Origin of the sequence: Pseudomonas tremae (genome assembly GCF_001401155.1) — a bacterium.
Classification (GTDB): domain Bacteria; phylum Pseudomonadota; class Gammaproteobacteria; order Pseudomonadales; family Pseudomonadaceae; genus Aquipseudomonas; species Aquipseudomonas tremae.
The window spans coordinates 80,127-98,175 of sequence record NZ_LJRO01000073.1; the positions used below are offsets into that span (position 1 = coordinate 80,127).

Here is an 18,049-nt window from a genome sequence, read left to right on the forward strand (position 1 = left end):
ATTTTGAAAATGACAAACGAAGTTGTCACCCAAGCGCTTCAATACCTTGTCGGCAGCCGCTACGTGCCTACCGTCAAAGCCTACATCAGCGAAATTACCGGTTTTGAGAAGGTTGTCGGTCCCGGCGACGTCATTACTCTGGATATCAACCCAATGCGACTGCAGGTAAAAGTCGACACGGCTGGTCTGGTGTCCGGTTTCATTTTCGGCTGATTCAAAAGCCGTTCTCTTTATCGTACTGGTACAAGGCTTTCACGTTTAAAAAACACCCGGCGCGTTGCGTCGGGTGTTTTGCATTCTGGCTTTTGGCCAAAATTTGCGAGCTTGAGCCCCTTGAGGCCTCAGATCAGACAGGCACAAAAAACCCGCCAGAAGGCGGGTTTTTTGTAGTCGACAGAATCAATTACTTGATTTTGCCTTCTTTGTAGATCACGTGCTTGCGTACAACCGGATCGAATTTTTTGATTTCGATTTTATCCGGGGTAGTACGTTTGTTCTTGTCGGTGGTGTAGAAATGGCCTGTACCAGCGCTCGACACCAAACGGATCAATTCACGCATGATTCTCTCCCTTAAATTTTGCCGTCGCGACGCAGTTCAGCGAGCACAACTTCAATGCCACGCTTGTCGATGATACGCATGCCTTTAGCAGATACGCGCAGACGAACAAAACGCTTCTCGCCTTCAACCCAGAAGCGGTGATGCTGCAGGTTTGGCAGGAAACGACGACGGGTTTTGTTGTTTGCGTGGGAAATGTTATTCCCAGTCACCGGACCCTTACCGGTAACTTGACATACTCTCGACATGCCTCAGCCCTCTAAAACCACATGCCCAACCCGGCATGGGTTGGCCGCTTAATCTCTCAGTCATTTGGCGCCAGGCGCCGCGTTTCTTTAAGGGTCTTACCGGCTACACCTACAGTGAAGGAACCGGGCCCCTAGAAAAGAGCGCTGCTTTATACCAGAAACCCTTCGATGCAACAACAGGCAAAGCGCTGCAGCCCGACGGGGCACGCCTCGCAAGGCGCCATGCTCAAGCGCTGCGGGGGTGCAGTCAAAACGACCGCTCGTCGCACGATGTCGATTGTTCTGCGCCAATACATAGTCTAGGGTTAGTCCCTCACCAGACTGCACCGGCAGATGGGGCCCTTTCTGAACAGGAAATATCGCCATGCGCCTAGCTGCACTTCCTCTTTTGCTCGTTCCGCTGTTACTTCCGGTTGCCGCTCAGGCATCGAGCCTTGCGGTATGCACTGAAGCCAGTCCTGAAGGTTTTGACGTCGTTCAGTACAATTCGCTGACCACCACCAACGCATCAGCCGATGTGCTGATGAACCGCCTGGTGGACTTCGATGCCAAGAGTGGCAAGCTGGTCCCGAGTCTGGCGGAAAGCTGGACCGTGTCCGCCGATGGCCTGACGTACGATTTCAAACTGCGTTCGGGCGTCAAGTTTCATACCACCGACTATTTCACGCCAACCCGCGAGCTGACGGCAGATGATGTGCTGTTCAGCTTCCAGCGCATGCTCGACCCGCAGAACCCGTGGCACAAGATTGCCCAGAGTGGCTTCCCGCATGCGCAGTCCATGCAGTTGCCCGCGCTGATCAAGAGCATTGAGGCGCCAGACGAACACTCTGTCCGCTTTACGCTCAATAGAGCAGACTCGACCTTCCTCGCCACCTTGAGCATGGGCTTTGCGTCGATCTACTCGGCGGAATATACCGCGCAGTTGCTGAAGGCGGGCACGCCGGAAAAACTCAACAGTCAGCCAATAGGCACCGGGCCGTTTGTGTTCAAGCGCTTTCAGAAAGATGCTGTAGTGCGTTACGAGGCGTTCAAGGATTACTTCGCCGGCAAGTCTGATGTCGACACACTGGTGTATGCGATCACACCTGACGCCAATGTCCGCCTGCAGAAAATTCGTCAGGACGAATGCCAGATAGCGCTTTCGCCCAAGCCACTGGATATCCAGGCGGCCAGCAAGATCGACTCGCTCAAGGTCGAGAAGACCGAAGCGTTCATGACCGCGTTCGTGGCGATCAACAGCCAGCATCCGCCGTTTGACAAGCCGCAAGTGCGTCAGGCCCTCAACCTGGCCTTCGACAAGGACAATTACCTGAAAGCGGTTTTTGAAGGCACTGCGGAAGCGGCCAGCGGCCCTTACCCGCCGAACACCTGGAGCTATGCCAAAGACTTGCCGGGCTATAAGCACGATGTTGCCAAGGCCAAGGCTTTACTGGCCAAGGCTGGTGTGAAGGAGGGTTTCAAGACCACTATCTGGACGCGACCTTCCGGCAGTCTGCTGAACCCGAACCCAAGTCTGGGCGCTCAATTGCTGCAGGCTGACCTGAAGCAGATCGGTATCGATGCCGAGGTCAAGGTCATTGAGTGGGGTGAGCTGATTCGCCGCGCCAAGGCCGGTGAGCATGATCTGTTGTTCATGGGTTGGGCGGGCGACAACGGCGACCCGGATAACTTCCTGACGCCGCAGTTCTCGTGCGCTGCGGTGAAGTCGGGCACCAACTTTGCCCGTTATTGCGACGCAGCCCTGGACAAGCTGATCGCAGACGGTAAATCCATCAGTGATCAGGGCCAACGCAGCAAGCTGTATCACCAGGCTCAGGCGCAGATCCAGCAGCAGGCGCTGTGGATCCCCCTCGCTCACCCGACAGCCGCAGCACTGGTGCGCAAGGACGTCACGGGCTATCAGGTCAGCCCGTTCGGCCGTCAGGACTTTTATAAGGTGCAAGTGAAGTAACTGGCCAGACTGACCTCGGCCCTTCGGCATGATTGCGTGCCAATGCCCTGCATTGGCACGCCCCATCTGAAGACCGGACGCAGAGCGCCCAGAACGGCATTACCATGCAAAGCGTGGTAACGATAATCCGAGCGCCGCCCTGTCGTGCCCAGCGCTACATCAGCCCGCGTTCCACCATCGACAGCGGCTCGCCGTCCCCCACGATCACGTGGTCAAGCACATGCACGTCCACCAGCAAGAGTGCTTCCTTGAGGCGCTTGGTCAGGTCGATGTCGGAGCGGCTGGGGGTGGTGATGCCCGAGGGGTGGTTGTGGCAGAGGATCAGGCTGGCAGCGTTGTGCGCCAGCGCGCGCTTCACCACTTGGCGTGGATGCACGTAAGACGCATTGATCGTTCCCCGGAACAGTATCTCGAAGTTCATGACTCGGTGCTTGTTGTCCAGAAACAGGCAGGCAAAGACTTCATGGGGTTCGTGCCTTAGCTGGGCCTTGAGGTAATTACGCACCTGAGCCGGATTTTCCAGCGCTGAGTCACGACGCAGTGCCTCGGCCATGTGCCGTCGTGCCATTTCCATTACCGCTTGTAACTGGGCGAACTTCGCAGGCCCCAGACCCAGCTGAGAGGTAAACGTGGTCAGGTCGGCATCCAGTAACGATCTGAGCCCGTCGAATTGATTCAGAAGGTGACGCGCGAGGTCTACAGCGCTTTTCCCGGCCACCCCGGTGCGTAAAAAGATCGCCAGCAATTCGGCGTCCGAAAGGCTCGCCGCCCCTAGCTCCAACAAGCGTTCCCGCGGGCGTTCGGCCACGGGCCAACTGCGAATACTCATAGCACCTCCATGTGTTTGGGCACCGCTGTTCCAGCGCGGTCGCTGTGCTATCTTAGCCCATCTTTTTGCGCGTCGATCTGGCCTGGGGAGGCGTCATGGCCGTCGCGTACTCACTCGATCACAAAGGCAGGTCTATGCAGCGGCTGTATCGAAAACGCATCGTGCTGGGCGTCGGCGGCGGCATCGCGGCCTACAAGAGCGCCGAGCTGGTCCGCCGTCTGCGCGATCAGGGCGCTGAAGTGCGTGTCGTCATGACCAAGGGCGGGGCGGAGTTCATCACACCGCTGACCATGCAGGCCCTGTCCGGCCATCCCGTGCATCTGGACCTTCTCGACCCGGCAGCCGAAGCTGCGATGGGGCACATAGAGCTGGCCAAATGGGCCGACCTGATCCTGATCGCCCCGGCCACCGCCGACCTGATCGCGCGTCTGGCTCAAGGCATCGCCAATGATCTGCTGACCACCATCGTGCTAGCCACCGACGCCACCGTTGCCATCGCCCCGGCGATGAACCAGGCGATGTGGCGTGACGCATCCGTGCAGGCCAACACCCGCCTCCTCGAAACGCGCGACTTTCGCGTTTTCGGCCCGGCCTCGGGCAGTCAGGCGTGTGGCGATGTCGGTTTCGGCCGCATGCTCGAGGCCGACGATCTGGCTCAGTGCGCAGCCGACTGCTTCCAGCGCCAGAGCCTGACCGGCAAGCACGTGCTGATTACTGCAGGCCCTACTCAGGAAAACATCGACCCGGTGCGTTACATCACCAACCACAGCTCCGGCAAGATGGGTTTCGCCCTGGCTGAAGCGGCTGTAGAGGCAGGTGCGCGGGTTACGCTGATAACAGGTCCAGTCAGTCTGCCAACGCCTGACCGTGTCTCACGCATCGATGTGGTCAGCGCCAGGGACATGCTGGCGGCCTGTGAGGCGGCCATTCCCTGTGATCTGTTCATATCCTCCGCAGCCGTGGCTGACTACCGCCCGGAAGTCATCGCCCCGCACAAACTAAAGAAAGACCCTACGAATGGTGACGGCCTGCTGCTGCAGATGGTCCGTAATCCGGATATTCTGGCGACCATCGCCACCCGCCCGGATCGCCCCTTCAGCGTTGGCTTCGCTGCCGAGACCGAACACCTTCTCGACTATGCTGCACGCAAGCTGAAAGACAAGAACCTCGACCTCATTGTTGCCAACGACGTGGCTAACCCCAGCATCGGTTTCAATAGTGAAGAGAACGCTTGCAGCGTGATCGACCGGGCGTTGCACGCAACGCTTTTTACCCAGACCAGCAAGGCCAAGATTGCTCGCCAGCTGATCACTTTTATCGCCGACCGCATGAATCAGGTTTAACTACGAATGCACGCTCTACAAGCCAAGATCCTCGACCCCCGCATTGGCAACGAATTTCCGCTCCCGGCTTACGCCACCGTTGGCTCGGCAGGTCTCGACCTGCGTGCCATGCTCAAGGAAGACACCGTCCTAGAGCCCGGTCAGACCTTGCTGATCCCTACCGGCCTGTCGATCTACATCGGCGATCCTGGTCTCGCTGCGCTGATTCTGCCGCGCTCCGGCCTGGGTCACAAACACGGCATCGTGCTGGGTAATCTGGTCGGCCTGATCGACTCCGATTATCAGGGCGAACTGATGGTGTCGTGCTGGAACCGGGGTCAGACTGCATTCAGGATTGCGGTCGGTGAGCGTCTTGCGCAACTGGTGCTGGTGCCTGTCGTGCAGGCGCACTTCGAGCTGGTCGAAGACTTTGACGAAAGTCAGCGCGGCGCAGGTGGTTTCGGCCATTCCGGCAGTCATTGATCGCCATTCGGCGAATAATCCGGTTCTTTGGCATGGCTCAGGGAGAGGTCGGTGAAAGGCAGTCAACGCAACGCTTCAAAGCAAGCTGCACCCGCCGATAACGCTCCTCCGGCTGCGAGTCTCAACGCGCTCGCCCCAGGCATCGTACCTGCGGCAATCGGCTTGATCGTGGCAGCGGCGCTGGTCTGGTTGGCCTTGATGACCAGCCCGCAGCAGCAGGACCAGTTGGCCCAGGCATGGGGCGGCAGCCAGGCGGCAGCCATTGGTGTGGCGCTCCGGCAGATCAATGCCGACACCCAGGCAGCAGCCTCTGGCGCCGCGCTCGTTCAGGCGCTGCAAGGCAATGACGCCTTGGTATTGGTGGCAGCGCAGGACCGCCTCACCCGTTGGGACGGTATGGCTGGCGCGCGGCTGTACCCCAAGGGCCTGGCCGATGTTGATACGCAAGGCGCCCTGCCAGTCAGCTTCGCCACGCTGGATATGCTGAACAAGGCTGCGCAAGGTGACATCGTCAGCCCTGAAGCTCGCAAGGTCGGTGAGCGATGGTTGATCTACAGCGCAGCGCCAGTGCGCGCAGCTGTTAATCAGCCGGTCGCTGGCACATTGTTATTGGCCTTCGACCTGAATCGCCTGCTCAACGCTTTGCCGACTATCCCTGCCGAGGCCGGGCAGATTGTGCTCAGTCAGCAGTTCGGCAATGGTCCTGCTCAGGTTTTCCTGCAGCACGGGCAAGCGGGCGACGACAAGCCCCAAGCGTTCGATACGGGTTATCCCGGCTGGAAACTCGAGTTCACGCCGGGCCCTGCGTTGAAAATCTCGCCTTCCATCCTGCTCTTGCTGTTGGCGCTGGTTATCGCTGCAGCTGGCGTATTGCTTGGCCTGCATCTCAATGAGCGAGCGTTGCAGCGTCGCATTTGTGCCGATGCCCGGCAGCTGGATCAGCTGCTTCAAGAACTCTCAGGCGGAAAAGCCGTCAAACCCTTCGGTTTGAGCCTTCCAGCCCTCAGTGGTCTGGCTCAGGCGCTCGCTCGCGTTTCGCTTCGTAGTCAGCCTCAGGCAATGCCTGCCTCTACTGCGGGCGAGCAGCGCGATGCAGATATTACCCAAGGCAGTGCTTCGTCCGCCGTCGCTGCATCGCGCACCGACTGGGCTGATCCACTGTTTCAAGATACCGATATTCTAGATATCGACCTTCTCGACGAAAACCAGGACTTCCTGAGATCGGAGCATCCCCTCGCTATGAACAGCCCAGCATCCGTGGCACCCAATCTTCCCGAGACCATTTTTCGCGCCTATGACATTCGTGGCGTGGTCGGGGACACCCTCAGCGCTGAAACCGCCTACTGGATCGGCCGTGCCATAGGTTCCGAGAGCCTGGCGCAGAACGAGCCCAATGTCAGCGTTGGCCGCGATGGTCGCCTGTCCGGTCCGGAGCTGGTGCAGCAACTGATCCAGGGCCTGCATGACAGCGGTTGCCACGTCAGCGATGTCGGTCTGGTGCCAACTCCTGCGCTGTATTACGCAGCCAACGTGCTGGCCGGCAAGACCGGTGTGATGCTGACCGGCAGCCACAACCCGAAGGACTACAACGGCTTCAAGATCGTCATCGCTGGCGATACCCTGGCCAACGAGCAGATTCAGGCGCTGCACGAGCGCATCAAGACCAACAACCTGACCTCGCAGAAAGGCAGCATCACCAAAGTCGACATCCTCGATCGCTACTTCAAGCAGATCAAGGACGATATCGTCCTGGCGCGCAAGCTCAAGGTCGTGGTCGATTGCGGCAACGGCGCAGCGGGCGTGATCGCTCCGCAACTGATCGAAGCGCTGGGTTGCGAAGTGATTTCCCTGTTCGCCGAGGTGGATGGCAACTTCCCTAACCACCACCCGGATCCAGGCAAGCTGGAAAACCTGCAGGACCTGATCGCCAAGGTCAAGGAAACCGGCGCCGACCTGGGTCTGGCTTTTGATGGTGATGGCGACCGTGTCGGCGTCGTGACCAACGCAGGCAATGTGGTCTATCCGGACCGCTTGTTGATGCTGTTTGCCCTGGACGTGCTCAAGCGCAATCCGGGCGCCGACATCATCTTCGACGTCAAATGCACCCGTCGCCTGACGCCGCTGATCAGCGAGCACGGTGGCCGTCCGGTGATGTGGAAAACCGGTCACTCGCTGATCAAGAAAGAAATGAAGAAAAGCGGCGCGCTGCTGGCAGGTGAAATGAGCGGCCACATCTTCTTCAAGGAACGCTGGTTCGGTTTCGATGACGGTATCTACAGCGCCGCACGCCTGCTGGAGATCCTCAGCCAGGAATCGGCCAACGCCGAAGACCTGTTCGAAACCTTCCCGAACGATATTTCGACGCCGGAAATCAACATCAAGGTGACGGATCACACCAAGTTCAGCATCATTGAGGCCCTTGAAAAAGACGCGCAATGGGGCGAAGCCAAACTGACCACTATCGACGGTGTCCGCGTGGACTATCCGAAGGGTTGGGGTCTGGTTCGTGCTTCCAATACCACGCCGGTACTGGTGCTGCGTTTCGAAGCCGAAACCGAGGCCGAGTTGCAGCGTATCAAGGACGTGTTCCACGCCGAGCTGAAAAAAGTCGCGCCGGATCTCGACCTGCCATTTTGATTGTTTTCCCTTTTGACTGGAGCTCTGAATGACCCTCGAACGTGATGCCGCCTCTAATGTAGCCAAGGTCCTTTCCGAAGCACTGCCGTACATTCGCCGCTTTGTCGGCAAGACGCTGGTTATCAAGTACGGCGGCAACGCCATGGAGAGCGAAGAGCTGAAGACCGGCTTTGCGCGTGACATCGTGTTGATGAAAGCGGTCGGTATCAACCCGGTCGTGGTTCATGGCGGCGGTCCGCAGATCGGTGATCTGCTCAAGCGACTGTCCATCGAGAGTCATTTCATCGACGGCATGCGTGTTACCGACGCGCAGACCATGGATGTCGTGGAGATGGTGTTGGGCGGTCAGGTCAACAAGGACATCGTCAACCTGATCAACCGGCATGGCGGCAGTGCTATCGGTCTGACCGGCAAGGACGCTGAGCTGATTCGTGCGAAGAAGCTCATCGTCACGCGTCAGACGCCAGAGATGACCAAGCCGGAAATCATCGACATCGGCCAGGTGGGCGAAGTGGTCGGCGTCAATATCGGCTTGCTCAACATGCTGGTCAAAGGGGATTTCATTCCGGTGATCGCGCCTATCGGCGTGGGTCCGGATGGCGAGTCCTACAACATCAACGCCGATCTGGTGGCGGGCAAGGTTGCCGAGGCCCTGAAGGCCGAGAAGCTGATCCTGCTGACCAATATCGCCGGGCTGATGAACAAGCAGGGTGAAGTCCTGACCGGCCTGAATACCGAGCAGGTAGACAGCCTGATCGCTGACGGCACTATCTATGGTGGCATGCTGCCGAAGATTCGCTGCGCGCTCGAAGCGGTTCAGGGCGGGGTCAACAGCTCGCACATCATCGATGGTCGAGTGCCCAATGCGGTCTTGCTGGAGATCTTCACCGACAGCGGTGTCGGCACCCAGATCACCAATCGCAAGCGGCATTGATCCAGGCATGACACCCAAAGGCCCTGTGAGTTAACACTCACGGGGCCTTTTTGGCTGAGGTCACTATCGCGCCAATGCTCCGCGTAGGCATGCGGTTCTGGAGGCTCTGTGTCAGGTCATTGAGTCAGCCGCTGTACGCGTACCCGATCCTTGGCGAAGTCCGCTTCGGCTTGCGCACGTGCCGCCTGATACCCGGCGATATCGGACTGCAGCTTTTGCTGTTGGTCACGCAGGTCACTCAATTGATCGACAAGTGCCTGCTGAACAGGGCGTCCCGCACGCTCCTGGTCCGCGGCCTGGCTTTGCAGGCTGCGCTGCTGGGCCGCCAGCCCTTGAATATTGCCTTGGGCAACGCCAACCAGCGCATCCAGTTCGGCCAGTTTGCGGGCCCTCACGCGGTCCACCTCTGCCACGCTGCTGTACAGGCTCAGCAACTGTGCGTCGGCGGCGGTCTGGCGCTTGTCGGCTTCGGACTGGCGAATCTGCTCCGCAGTGGGCGCGGGCGGCACGACCTGGATCACCCGGCCACGGCCGTTGAGCACTTCATAGCCTTTGGCTACATAGTCGGGCGGCACCCCTTGTGTATCGATCACTGTCACGCCGCGACTGTCGACATAACGGTACAAGCGGGATTCAGGCGCATCGGCAGCCTGGGCGAGCAAGGGCGCAAGCATGGCCAGAGCCAGCCAGACCTTCAAAATACTCAGCGTACCTGAGCCCGAAACCTGCACCTTGCCGCCGACAGCCATAGGCCTGTCCTCAGATTCCGTATTGTGTGCGATAAGCTTCAACCGCAGGCAAATGCTGTTTGAGTTGCGGGTCATCGGCCAGGAACTCGAGCACCTGATTCAACGACACGATGCTCACCACCGGAATACCGAAGTCGCGCTCGACTTCCTGAATGGCCGACAATTCACCATTGCCGCGCTCCTGGCGATTGAGCGCGATCAGCACGCCAGCCGCCGTTGCGTTCTGGTCCTTGATGATCTGCATGACTTCGCGGATTGCAGTGCCGGCGGTGATCACGTCGTCGATGATCAGCACGTTGCCCGCCAGCGGAGAGCCGACCAGGCTGCCCCCTTCGCCGTGCGCCTTGGCTTCCTTGCGGTTGAAGCACCACGGCAGGTCCAGGTCATGATGCTCGGCCAGTGCCACGGCTGTTGCAGAGGCGAGTGGAATGCCCTTGTAGGCCGGGCCGAACAGCACGTCGAAGGAAATACCGCTTTCAACCACTGCCGCCGCGTAGAAGCGACCCAGCTGAGCCAGCGCCGAGCCGGTGTTGAACAGCCCGGCATTGAAGAAGTACGGGCTTGTGCGCCCTGACTTGAGAGTGAACTCACCGAAGCGCAGAACACCACGATCGATGGCAAAACGAATGAAATCGCGCTGATACGCTTGCATGAAAAAAGCCCCGAACACCACGGATTTAGCTAATTAGGTAGAGCTCGGGTATCATACACGCACGTGATTTTTGGGGCCATTTATGCGGATCATCAGTGTGAACGTAAATGGCATTCAGGCTGCGGTCGAGCGTGGGTTGCTCAGCTGGCTGCAAGCTCAGAATGCCGACGTCATCTGCTTACAGGACACCCGCGCCTCCGCCTTTGAACTGGATGATCCAGCCTTTCAGCTGGATGGTTACTTCCTCTATGCCTGCGAAGCCGAAGTCCCTGCTCAGGGCGGTGTGGCGCTTTATTCGCGGTTGCAGCCGAAGGCAGTAATCAGTGGTCTCGGCTTCGAGACAGCCGACCGCTACGGGCGCTACCTGCAAGCAGATTTCGACAAGGTCAGTATCGCAACCCTGCTCTTTCCTTCGGGGATGAGCGGCGATGAAGACCTGAATCAGAAATTCAAGCTCATGGACGACTTTGGCAAGTACATGGACAAGCAGCGTCGCAAGCGCCGCGAATACATCTACTGCGGGTCGCTCTACGTGGCGCAGCAGAAGCTCGACGTCAAGAACTGGCGTGACAGCCAGCAATCTCCTGGTTTCCTGGCGCCTGAACGCGCCTGGATGGACGAGATTGTCGGCACAATGGGTTACGTGGACGCGCTGCGTGAAGTCAGTCGCGAAGGTGATCAGTACAGCTGGTGGCCGGATAACGAACAGGCCGAGATGCTGAATCTGGGCTGGCGCTTCGATTATCAGATCCTGACACCAGGCCTGCGCCGTTTTGTGCGTAGCGCCCGTCTGCCGCGTCAACCGCGCTTCTCGCAGCACGCGCCATTGATCGTGGATTACGACTGGACCCTGACTATCTGATAGTCAGGTAAGGCAGCACACACGAAAAAGCCGACTTGAAGTCGGCTTTTTCGCGTTGCCTGCAATGAAAGCTTCTTTAAAGCTACTTGATCAGGCGCCAGGTAAACGGGTAGCGATAATCCACACCGTCATTGGCTTTCACCCCGGCGATGATCGCCAGCACTGAGGCGCCAATGCCTACCAGCGTCAACAGCGCAAAGCCGATGACCAGCAGTACCAACAGCATGCTGATGGTCGCTGCAATGGCTACCGTGATCTGAAAATTGAGCGCTTCCTTGCCTTGCGCATCGATAAACGGGTCGGAGTCTTTCTTCAGTTGCCAGATAATCAACGGCCCCAGCAAGTTGCCGAACGGGAACATCAGCCCGGCAAATGCTGCCAAGTGACAGAACATCGCCCACTGACGAGCGCTTTGCGGCGGTTTACTCAACGGTTGCAGGCTGTCGCTCATTTTCAGACTCCTGGTGTGTATCAGTCGGCCAGTGCGGCGCGCTGCAATTCGAACAACTCGTTCATGCCCTTCTTCGCCAGCGCGAGCATCGCGTTCAGTTCTTCAGGCTGGAACGGCGCACCTTCGGCCGTGCCCTGGATCTCGATGAAGCCGCCTTCGCTGGTCATGACCACGTTCAGGTCGGTTTCGGCAGCGGAGTCTTCGAGGTAGTCGAGGTCAAGGACCGGCTCGCCTTGATACATGCCGACCGACACTGCTGCGATCATCTGCTTGAGCGGATCGCCGCCTTTCAGGCCGCCACGCTTCTTGATCACTTTCAGCGCATCTGCCAGAGCAACCATTGCACCGGTGATGGATGCCGTGCGCGTGCCGCCGTCGGCCTGAATGACATCGCAGTCGACATACAGGGTGACGTCGCCCAGCTTGGACATGTCCAGTGCAGCGCGCAGCGAACGACCGATCAGACGCTGAATTTCAAGGGTCCGCCCGCCTTGCTTGCCGCGGCTGGCTTCACGCTGGTTACGTTCGCCGGTCGCCCGCGGCAGCATGCCGTATTCGGCAGTCAGCCAGCCCTGACCCTGGCCCTTGAGGAAGCGCGGCACGCCGTTTTCGACGCTGACGGTGCAGATCACCTTGGTATCACCAAACTCCACCAGTACAGAACCCTCGGCGTGTTTGGTGTAGTTGCGGGTGATGCGGATCGAGCGGAGCTGATCGGCGGCGCGACCACTTGGACGTTTCATCTGGATACCTGTACTGAGACGGAAAACTGTCGGTCATTATAGAGGCCATAGCTGAAACAGGGCATCTCTAAAGTCGCCAGGGCCGAGTAGAAGGATGCAAGACGCTCTGGGCAAGGGCTTTCAGGGCGAATGCGAACCCAATCACAGTGCCTCGCATCACTTGTCGCACTGTCGGATTGGGAGCCTGCGCTGCACTGCGCTACAATCCTGCGCCTCTGCAGCCTGTCGGCTCGCGCGCATCCGTGATGGCCGCTCTTTCGCGCCCTTGAGCTGAACCACCTGAACTGAAAAAGAGGTACTTCCCATGGTGCACAGCATGACTGCCTTTGCCCGAGTAGAGCGGGCTGGCGCCCAGGGCACACTGAGCTGGGAGTTGCGCTCGGTCAATCACCGTTACCTCGAGCCCCATCTGCGTCTGCCTGAGTCGTTTCGCGATCTGGAAAGTGCTATTCGTGAAGCCCTGCGTCAAGGCCTGTCGCGTGGCAAGGTTGAATGCACGCTGCGCTTTGTCGAGGAGACCGCCGGCAAACCGCTGCAAGTGGATCGCGAGCGCGCAGCCCAGTTGATCGCCGCCGCCGAGTCGGTTGCCGGCTTGATCAAGCAGCCTGCCGCCTTGAACCCTCTTGAGGTTTTGGCGTGGCCGGGCGTACTGGTCGCCGACGCCAGCGACCCTCAGGCGCTGAATACCGAAGCGTTGGCGCTGTTCAGTGAAGCGCTGGGCGAACTGAAGAATGGCCGTGGTCGCGAAGGCGCAGACCTGGCCAGATTGCTGGATGAGCGGTTATCTTCCATCGTTCAGGAGGTCGCAACCCTGCGCACACTGGTGCCTCAGATGCTGGCGGCCCAGCGCCAGAAAGTCCTGGATCGCTTTGCCGACATGAAGGCCGAGCTGGATCCTCAGCGACTTGAGCAGGAGATGGTTCTGCTGGCGCAGAAAAGCGACGTTGCCGAAGAGCTGGACCGCCTCAGCACACACGTTACCGAAGTGCGTCGCGTGCTCAAGACTGGTGGCCAGGCGGGTCGCCGTCTTGATTTCCTGATGCAAGAGCTTAACCGCGAAGCGAACACTCTGGGCTCCAAGGCCTTTGACCCACGCAGCACGCAGGCTGCCGTCAACCTTAAAGTGTTGATCGAGCAGATGCGTGAGCAAGTGCAGAATATTGAGTAAGGCTGAACCTGACATGACCCATATCACCGGTACCCTGTATATCATTTCCGCCCCGTCCGGCGCGGGCAAGACCAGCCTGGTCAAGGCCCTGATGGACTCTCAGCAAGAGCCCCAGCACGGCGCGCAGGCAAAGATCCGCGTCTCGGTCTCGCACACCACGCGTGCCATGCGCCCCGGTGAAGTGGATGGCGTGAACTATAACTTCGTTGATCGTGCCGAGTTCTTGCGCATGATCGAGCATGGCGACTTTCTTGAGCAGGCCGAGGTGTTCGGTAATCTGTACGGCACTTCGCAAAGCCATCTGCAGCAGACGCTGGATGAGGGTCATGACCTGATTCTGGAAATCGACTGGCAGGGCGCACGGCAGGTTCGCGCGCAGATGCCGCAGGCTCGCTCGATCTTCATTCTGCCGCCCACCCAGCAGGCACTGCGTCAGCGCCTGACCAACCGGGGCCAGGACAGCGATGAGATCATCGAGGCGCGTATGCGCGAAGCGGTCAGCGAAATGAGTCATTACAGCGAGTACGAATACGTTGTGGTGAATGATGATTTTGCCGGTGCGCTGGAAGATCTGAAGGCTATTTTTCGCGCCAATCGCCTTACCCAGCAGCATCAGGAAGAACAATACAGTGAGCTTTTTCAGGAGTTACTGGCCTGATCGAGTCGTTTTCGGACAGCAGGCAACAGGTTAAAAGCATGCCGTTGGTGGCGTGCCGCTTGATGCATGATGCTGTCCGCTTGTAAACTACCGAGTCCGCTCGCCCATCCGGGCATCGCGCATCCGCATTTGCTACGAGGAATACCCATGGCCCGCGTAACCGTTGAAGACTGCCTAGAACACGTGGATAACCGCTTTGAGCTGGTCATGCTCTCTACAAAGCGTGCCCGTCAACTGGCAACCGGCGGCAAAGAACCAAAGCTGGCGTGGGAAAACGACAAGCCTACCGTTATGGCACTGCGCGAAATCGCGGCTGGCCTGATGGATTACGCTGTAATCGCAGAAGCCGAAATCGTTGAAGATGAACCATTGTTCGCAGCGTTCGAGGACGAGTCCAACGAGGCCGTCTAAGCCTATGCCGGGTCGACGTAGTACGGCGCAGGGTAAAAGCCATTGGCAGGGGGTAGCGCCTTGCCGAGCATAGACGCCCTCGCCGACAGACTGTCGGCCTACCTCGGCAAGGACCAAGTCAATCTGGTCCGCCGAGCGTATTTCTACGCCGAACAAGCCCACGATGGCCAGCGCCGTCGCAGCGGTGAGGCCTACGTCACCCACCCTCTTGCGGTGGCCAATATTCTTGCTGACATGCACATGGACCATCAGAGCCTGATGGCCGCGATGCTGCATGACGTCATCGAAGATACCGGTATTGCCAAGGAAGCGCTCAGCGCCCAATTTGGCGAGACCGTTGCGGAACTGGTCGACGGGGTCAGCAAACTGACCCAGATGAATTTCGAGACCAAGGCCGAAGCCCAGGCAGAAAACTTCCAGAAAATGGCCATGGCCATGGCGCGTGATATTCGCGTGATTCTGGTCAAGCTCGCCGACCGTCTGCATAACATGCGCACGCTGGAAGTCCTTTCCGGCGAAAAACGTCGCCGTATCGCCAAGGAAACCCTCGAAATCTATGCCCCCATCGCCAACAGGCTGGGCATGCACAACGTGCGTATCGAATTCGAGGACCTGGGTTTCAAGGCCATGTACCCGATGCGTTCCTCGCGAATCAACCAGGCGGTCAAGCGCGCCAGGGGTAATCGCAAGGAGCTGGTCAACAAGATTGAAGAGTCGCTGAGCCATTGCCTGGCAGTGGACGGTATTGAAGGCGATGTCAGCGGTCGCCAGAAACACCTCTACGGTATCTACAAGAAGATGCGCGGCAAGCGCCGCGCTTTCAACGAGATCATGGACGTTTATGCGTTCCGTATCATCGTCGACAAGGTCGATACCTGTTACCGCGTGCTGGGTGCTGTACATAATTTGTACAAGCCGCTGCCCGGCCGTTTCAAGGATTACATCGCGATCCCCAAGGCCAACGGCTATCAGTCGTTGCATACCACGCTGTTCGGCATGCATGGCGTGCCTATCGAAATCCAGATCCGCACTCGTGAAATGGAAGAGATGGCCAATAACGGGATCGCCGCGCACTGGCTGTACAAATCCAGTGACGACGAGCAGCCCAAAGGCACTCACGCCCGCGCCCGGCAGTGGGTCAAGGGTGTGCTTGAAATGCAGCAGCGTGCCGGCAACTCTCTGGAGTTCATTGAAAGCGTCAAGATCGACCTGTTTCCGGACGAGGTTTACGTTTTCACGCCGAAAGGCCGAATCATGGAGCTGCCAAAAGGCTCCACTGCGGTGGACTTCGCTTATGCGGTACATACCGATGTAGGCAACAGCTGCATTGCCTGCCGCATCAATCGCCGACTGGCGCCATTGTCCGAACCCCTGCAAAGCGGCTCGACTGTCGAGATTGTCAGCGCCCCCGGCGCACGTCCGAATCCGGCCTGGCTGAACTTTGTGGTCACCGGCAAGGCGCGCACCCATATCCGTCACGCGCTCAAGCTGCAACGTCGCTCCGAGTCGATCAACCTGGGTGAGCGGCTGTTGAACAAGGTGCTCAACGGTTTTGAATGCAGCCTGGAGAAGGTCACGCCGGAGCGTATTCAGCTGGTGCTGAGCGAGTATAGGGTCGAGGTGCTCGAGGATCTGCTCGAAGACATCGGTCTGGGCAATCGCATGGCCTACGTGGTCGCCCGCCGCCTGTTGGGCGAAGGCGATCAATTGCCAAGCCCTGAAGGTCCGCTGGCCATTCGCGGCACCGAAGGCCTGGTACTCAGCTACGCCAAGTGCTGTACGCCTATTCCCGGCGACCCGATTGTCGGCCACCTGTCTGCGGGCAAGGGCATGGTTGTGCACCTGGATAACTGCCGCAATATCAGCGAAATCCGTCATAACCCGGAAAAATGCATCCAGTTGTCCTGGGCCAAGGACGTCACCGGCGAATTCAACGTCGAATTGCGTGTCGAACTGGAGCATCAGCGCGGCCTGATTGCCCTGCTGGCCAGCAGCGTCAACGCCGCGGACGGCAATATCGAAAAAATCAGCATGGACGAACGCGATGGGCGCATCAGCGTGGTTCAGCTGGTAGTCAGCGTACATGATCGCGTGCATCTGGCCCGAGTGATCAAGAAACTGCGCGCGTTGACCGGTGTCACACGCATCACCCGGATGCGCGCGTAGGCAATCCAATCATCAGGAGTTCTTCATGACCAAGACTGTCATCACCAGCGATAAAGCCCCTGCGGCCATCGGCCCGTATTCCCAGGCGATCAAGGCTGGCAACACCGTCTACATGTCCGGACAGATCCCGCTGGACCCAGGCACCATGGAGCTGGTCGAAGGTATCGAAGCCCAGATCACTCAGGTCTTCGAGAACCTCAAATCGGTTGCCGAAGCGGCAGGCGGCTCGTTCAAGGACATCGTCAAACTGAACATCTTTCTGACCGACCTGGGTCACTTCGCCAAGGTCAATGAAATCATGGGCACCTATTTCACCCAGCCCTACCCGGCGCGTGCAGCCATCGGCGTTGCGGCATTGCCGCGTGGCGCCCAGGTCGAAATGGACGCCATTCTCGTCATCGAATAAATTTCCCGACGGAGCGTCATCTGCGCTCCGTTCTCCCTGAAGGAAGGAATCCGTTATGCGCTCCGCGCTCGCCATCTCGCTGCTCGCCGTCATTCTGGGCGGCTGCGCCAGCCACGCCGACCGCAACCCGGACGGCACCTGGATCAATCAGACCGCCATCGATGCCGCCGTCAAACAAGGTAACCTGCGCCAGGCGCTGCTCGCCAACGGCCCTAACCTGGAATGGCAGATCAACTCCAAAACCAACCAGGCGATTTACTCCAACGGCTTTGAGCTGGGTGAAGGCAAGATTGTCAGCGCCGCCGAAGGCAAGCTCCACATCGATTTCTACGGCAACTTCTTTGAAGACCTGAGTGTGAAGGGCGACGAACTGGTTCAAGCGGCCAGCGAGTCAGGCTCTGAACAGCACTTCCAGAAGCCTGAAGCCCCGGCACCTGAAGGCGCACAGCCAGGCACCAGCTTTGAAAAAGCCCTGTACGGCGCTTACATGGGTGGCAAATGGACCATCGTAGAAGGCGATGGCCAAGGCAGCACCGTGCAGTTCATGCCTGATGGCAGCGTGCAGGGGCTTCCGGAAAACGACCGCTACGCTCTGTGCCTTGCTGGCGATTGTGCAGCCATGAGCGGCGAATACGACAGTATGTGGCTCGAAAAAGCCGAAAAAGGCAACCCTTGGATATTTGCCCGCAAAGGCAAGCAGCTGGAGATTTTCCAGGCGATGAACAACGCCGGAGCGGACCAGATGCCCGAGCTGCGCCCAGGCGCACGTCGCTGGTTGCTGGAGCAGCAATAAGCGATCGTTGATTCATGAGCGCCGACTGCG

Annotated in this window: 20 protein-coding genes; 13 read left to right on the plus strand and 7 right to left on the minus strand. The window is 58.8% G+C overall.

Translation table 11 applies throughout. From position 1 onward, the window contains the following. Window positions 1–9: 9 nt before the first annotated feature. Window positions 10–213 carry an I78 family peptidase inhibitor gene (locus tag ALO43_RS04760; protein WP_005887688.1) on the plus strand — a complete coding sequence of 68 codons (204 nt, stop codon included), beginning with the start codon at window positions 10–12 and terminating at the stop codon, window positions 211–213. A gap of 190 nt (window positions 214–403) precedes the next feature. On the opposite strand, the gene rpmG is transcribed toward ALO43_RS04760, so the two are convergent. Together rpmG and rpmB are read right to left on the minus strand one after the other, a co-directional pair. Continuing rightward, window positions 404–559 (minus strand): 50S ribosomal protein L33, encoded by a 156-nt coding sequence (gene rpmG / locus ALO43_RS04765; RefSeq protein ID WP_002551515.1) that lies wholly within the window; start codon window positions 557–559, stop codon window positions 404–406. An 11-nt stretch (window positions 560–570) separates the two neighbouring features. Then, entirely contained in the window at window positions 571–804 is a 234-nt protein-coding gene (rpmB, locus tag ALO43_RS04770) for a 50S ribosomal protein L28 (RefSeq protein WP_002551514.1), read from the minus strand. Between the two features lie 364 nt (window positions 805–1,168). Here rpmB and ALO43_RS04775 point away from each other — a divergent pair, with 364 nt between their 5' ends. Next, a complete protein-coding gene (locus ALO43_RS04775; protein WP_005887690.1) occupies window positions 1,169–2,755 on the plus strand; it encodes an ABC transporter substrate-binding protein in 1,587 nt (528 codons plus the stop codon). Between the two features lie 154 nt (window positions 2,756–2,909). Here the strand turns inward: ALO43_RS04775 and radC are convergent, their stop codons facing one another. Beyond that, window positions 2,910–3,584 (minus strand): RadC family protein, encoded by a 675-nt coding sequence (radC, locus tag ALO43_RS04780; protein WP_005887692.1) that lies wholly within the window; start codon window positions 3,582–3,584, stop codon window positions 2,910–2,912. A 134-nt stretch (window positions 3,585–3,718) separates the two neighbouring features. Between radC and coaBC the strand changes: the two genes are divergently transcribed. The 4 genes from coaBC to argB are packed head-to-tail and all read left to right on the plus strand — an operon-like array spanning window position 3,719 to window position 8,960. Then, window positions 3,719–4,927, plus strand: coding sequence for a bifunctional phosphopantothenoylcysteine decarboxylase/phosphopantothenate--cysteine ligase CoaBC (gene coaBC, locus ALO43_RS04785; protein ID WP_005887694.1), 1,209 nt, complete (start codon window positions 3,719–3,721; stop codon window positions 4,925–4,927). Window positions 4,928–4,933: 6 nt separating this feature from the next. Continuing rightward, a complete protein-coding gene (gene dut / locus ALO43_RS04790; RefSeq protein ID WP_005887696.1) occupies window positions 4,934–5,389 on the plus strand; it encodes a dUTP diphosphatase in 456 nt (151 codons plus the stop codon). Window positions 5,390–5,440: 51 nt separating this feature from the next. Then, on the plus strand, window positions 5,441–8,026 hold the full coding sequence (locus tag ALO43_RS31795; RefSeq protein ID WP_024690464.1) for a phosphomannomutase/phosphoglucomutase: 2,586 nt from the start codon (window positions 5,441–5,443) through the stop codon (window positions 8,024–8,026). Window positions 8,027–8,054: 28 nt separating this feature from the next. Then, window positions 8,055–8,960 (plus strand): acetylglutamate kinase, encoded by a 906-nt coding sequence (gene argB / locus ALO43_RS04800; RefSeq protein WP_005887700.1) that lies wholly within the window; start codon window positions 8,055–8,057, stop codon window positions 8,958–8,960. 116 nt (window positions 8,961–9,076) lie between these two features. Here the strand turns inward: argB and ALO43_RS04805 are convergent, their stop codons facing one another. Both ALO43_RS04805 and pyrE read right to left on the minus strand, forming a co-directional pair. After that, a complete protein-coding gene (locus tag ALO43_RS04805; protein WP_005887702.1) occupies window positions 9,077–9,709 on the minus strand; it encodes a hypothetical protein in 633 nt (210 codons plus the stop codon). A gap of 10 nt (window positions 9,710–9,719) precedes the next feature. Further along, on the minus strand, window positions 9,720–10,361 hold the full coding sequence (pyrE, locus tag ALO43_RS04810; protein ID WP_005887703.1) for an orotate phosphoribosyltransferase: 642 nt from the start codon (window positions 10,359–10,361) through the stop codon (window positions 9,720–9,722). A gap of 82 nt (window positions 10,362–10,443) precedes the next feature. Here pyrE and ALO43_RS04815 point away from each other — a divergent pair, with 82 nt between their 5' ends. After that, window positions 10,444–11,223: an exodeoxyribonuclease III gene (locus tag ALO43_RS04815; RefSeq protein WP_005887705.1), complete on the plus strand. Its 780-nt coding sequence runs from the start codon at window positions 10,444–10,446 to the stop codon at window positions 11,221–11,223. 82 nt (window positions 11,224–11,305) lie between these two features. Here the strand turns inward: ALO43_RS04815 and ALO43_RS04820 are convergent, their stop codons facing one another. Together ALO43_RS04820 and rph are read right to left on the minus strand one after the other, a co-directional pair. Then, the gene (locus tag ALO43_RS04820; protein WP_005887707.1) at window positions 11,306–11,674 is read right to left on the minus strand and encodes a DUF4870 domain-containing protein; all 369 of its coding nucleotides are present in this window, start codon (window positions 11,672–11,674) and stop codon (window positions 11,306–11,308) included. 20 nt (window positions 11,675–11,694) lie between these two features. Continuing rightward, window positions 11,695–12,417, minus strand: coding sequence for a ribonuclease PH (gene rph / locus ALO43_RS04825; protein WP_005887709.1), 723 nt, complete (start codon window positions 12,415–12,417; stop codon window positions 11,695–11,697). Between the two features lie 304 nt (window positions 12,418–12,721). Between rph and ALO43_RS04830 the strand changes: the two genes are divergently transcribed. The 6 genes from ALO43_RS04830 to ALO43_RS04855 all read left to right on the plus strand — a co-directional run bounded on the left by ALO43_RS04830 (window position 12,722) and on the right by ALO43_RS04855 (window position 18,019). Next, on the plus strand, window positions 12,722–13,585 hold the full coding sequence (locus ALO43_RS04830; protein WP_024668922.1) for a YicC/YloC family endoribonuclease: 864 nt from the start codon (window positions 12,722–12,724) through the stop codon (window positions 13,583–13,585). A 13-nt stretch (window positions 13,586–13,598) separates the two neighbouring features. Then, window positions 13,599–14,243, plus strand: coding sequence for a guanylate kinase (gmk, locus tag ALO43_RS04835; RefSeq protein WP_024668923.1), 645 nt, complete (start codon window positions 13,599–13,601; stop codon window positions 14,241–14,243). A 147-nt stretch (window positions 14,244–14,390) separates the two neighbouring features. Then, complete coding sequence (rpoZ, locus tag ALO43_RS04840) at window positions 14,391–14,654, plus strand: DNA-directed RNA polymerase subunit omega (RefSeq protein WP_002551500.1); 264 nt, start codon at window positions 14,391–14,393, stop codon at window positions 14,652–14,654. A gap of 60 nt (window positions 14,655–14,714) precedes the next feature. Then, window positions 14,715–16,820 carry a bifunctional GTP diphosphokinase/guanosine-3',5'-bis pyrophosphate 3'-pyrophosphohydrolase gene (gene spoT / locus ALO43_RS04845; protein WP_005887717.1) on the plus strand — a complete coding sequence of 702 codons (2,106 nt, stop codon included), beginning with the start codon at window positions 14,715–14,717 and terminating at the stop codon, window positions 16,818–16,820. Between the two features lie 25 nt (window positions 16,821–16,845). Next, window positions 16,846–17,226 carry a RidA family protein gene (locus ALO43_RS04850; protein ID WP_024668924.1) on the plus strand — a complete coding sequence of 127 codons (381 nt, stop codon included), beginning with the start codon at window positions 16,846–16,848 and terminating at the stop codon, window positions 17,224–17,226. A 55-nt stretch (window positions 17,227–17,281) separates the two neighbouring features. After that, the gene (locus ALO43_RS04855; protein ID WP_005887719.1) at window positions 17,282–18,019 is read left to right on the plus strand and encodes a hypothetical protein; all 738 of its coding nucleotides are present in this window, start codon (window positions 17,282–17,284) and stop codon (window positions 18,017–18,019) included. The last annotated feature ends 30 nt before the right edge of the window (window positions 18,020–18,049 follow it).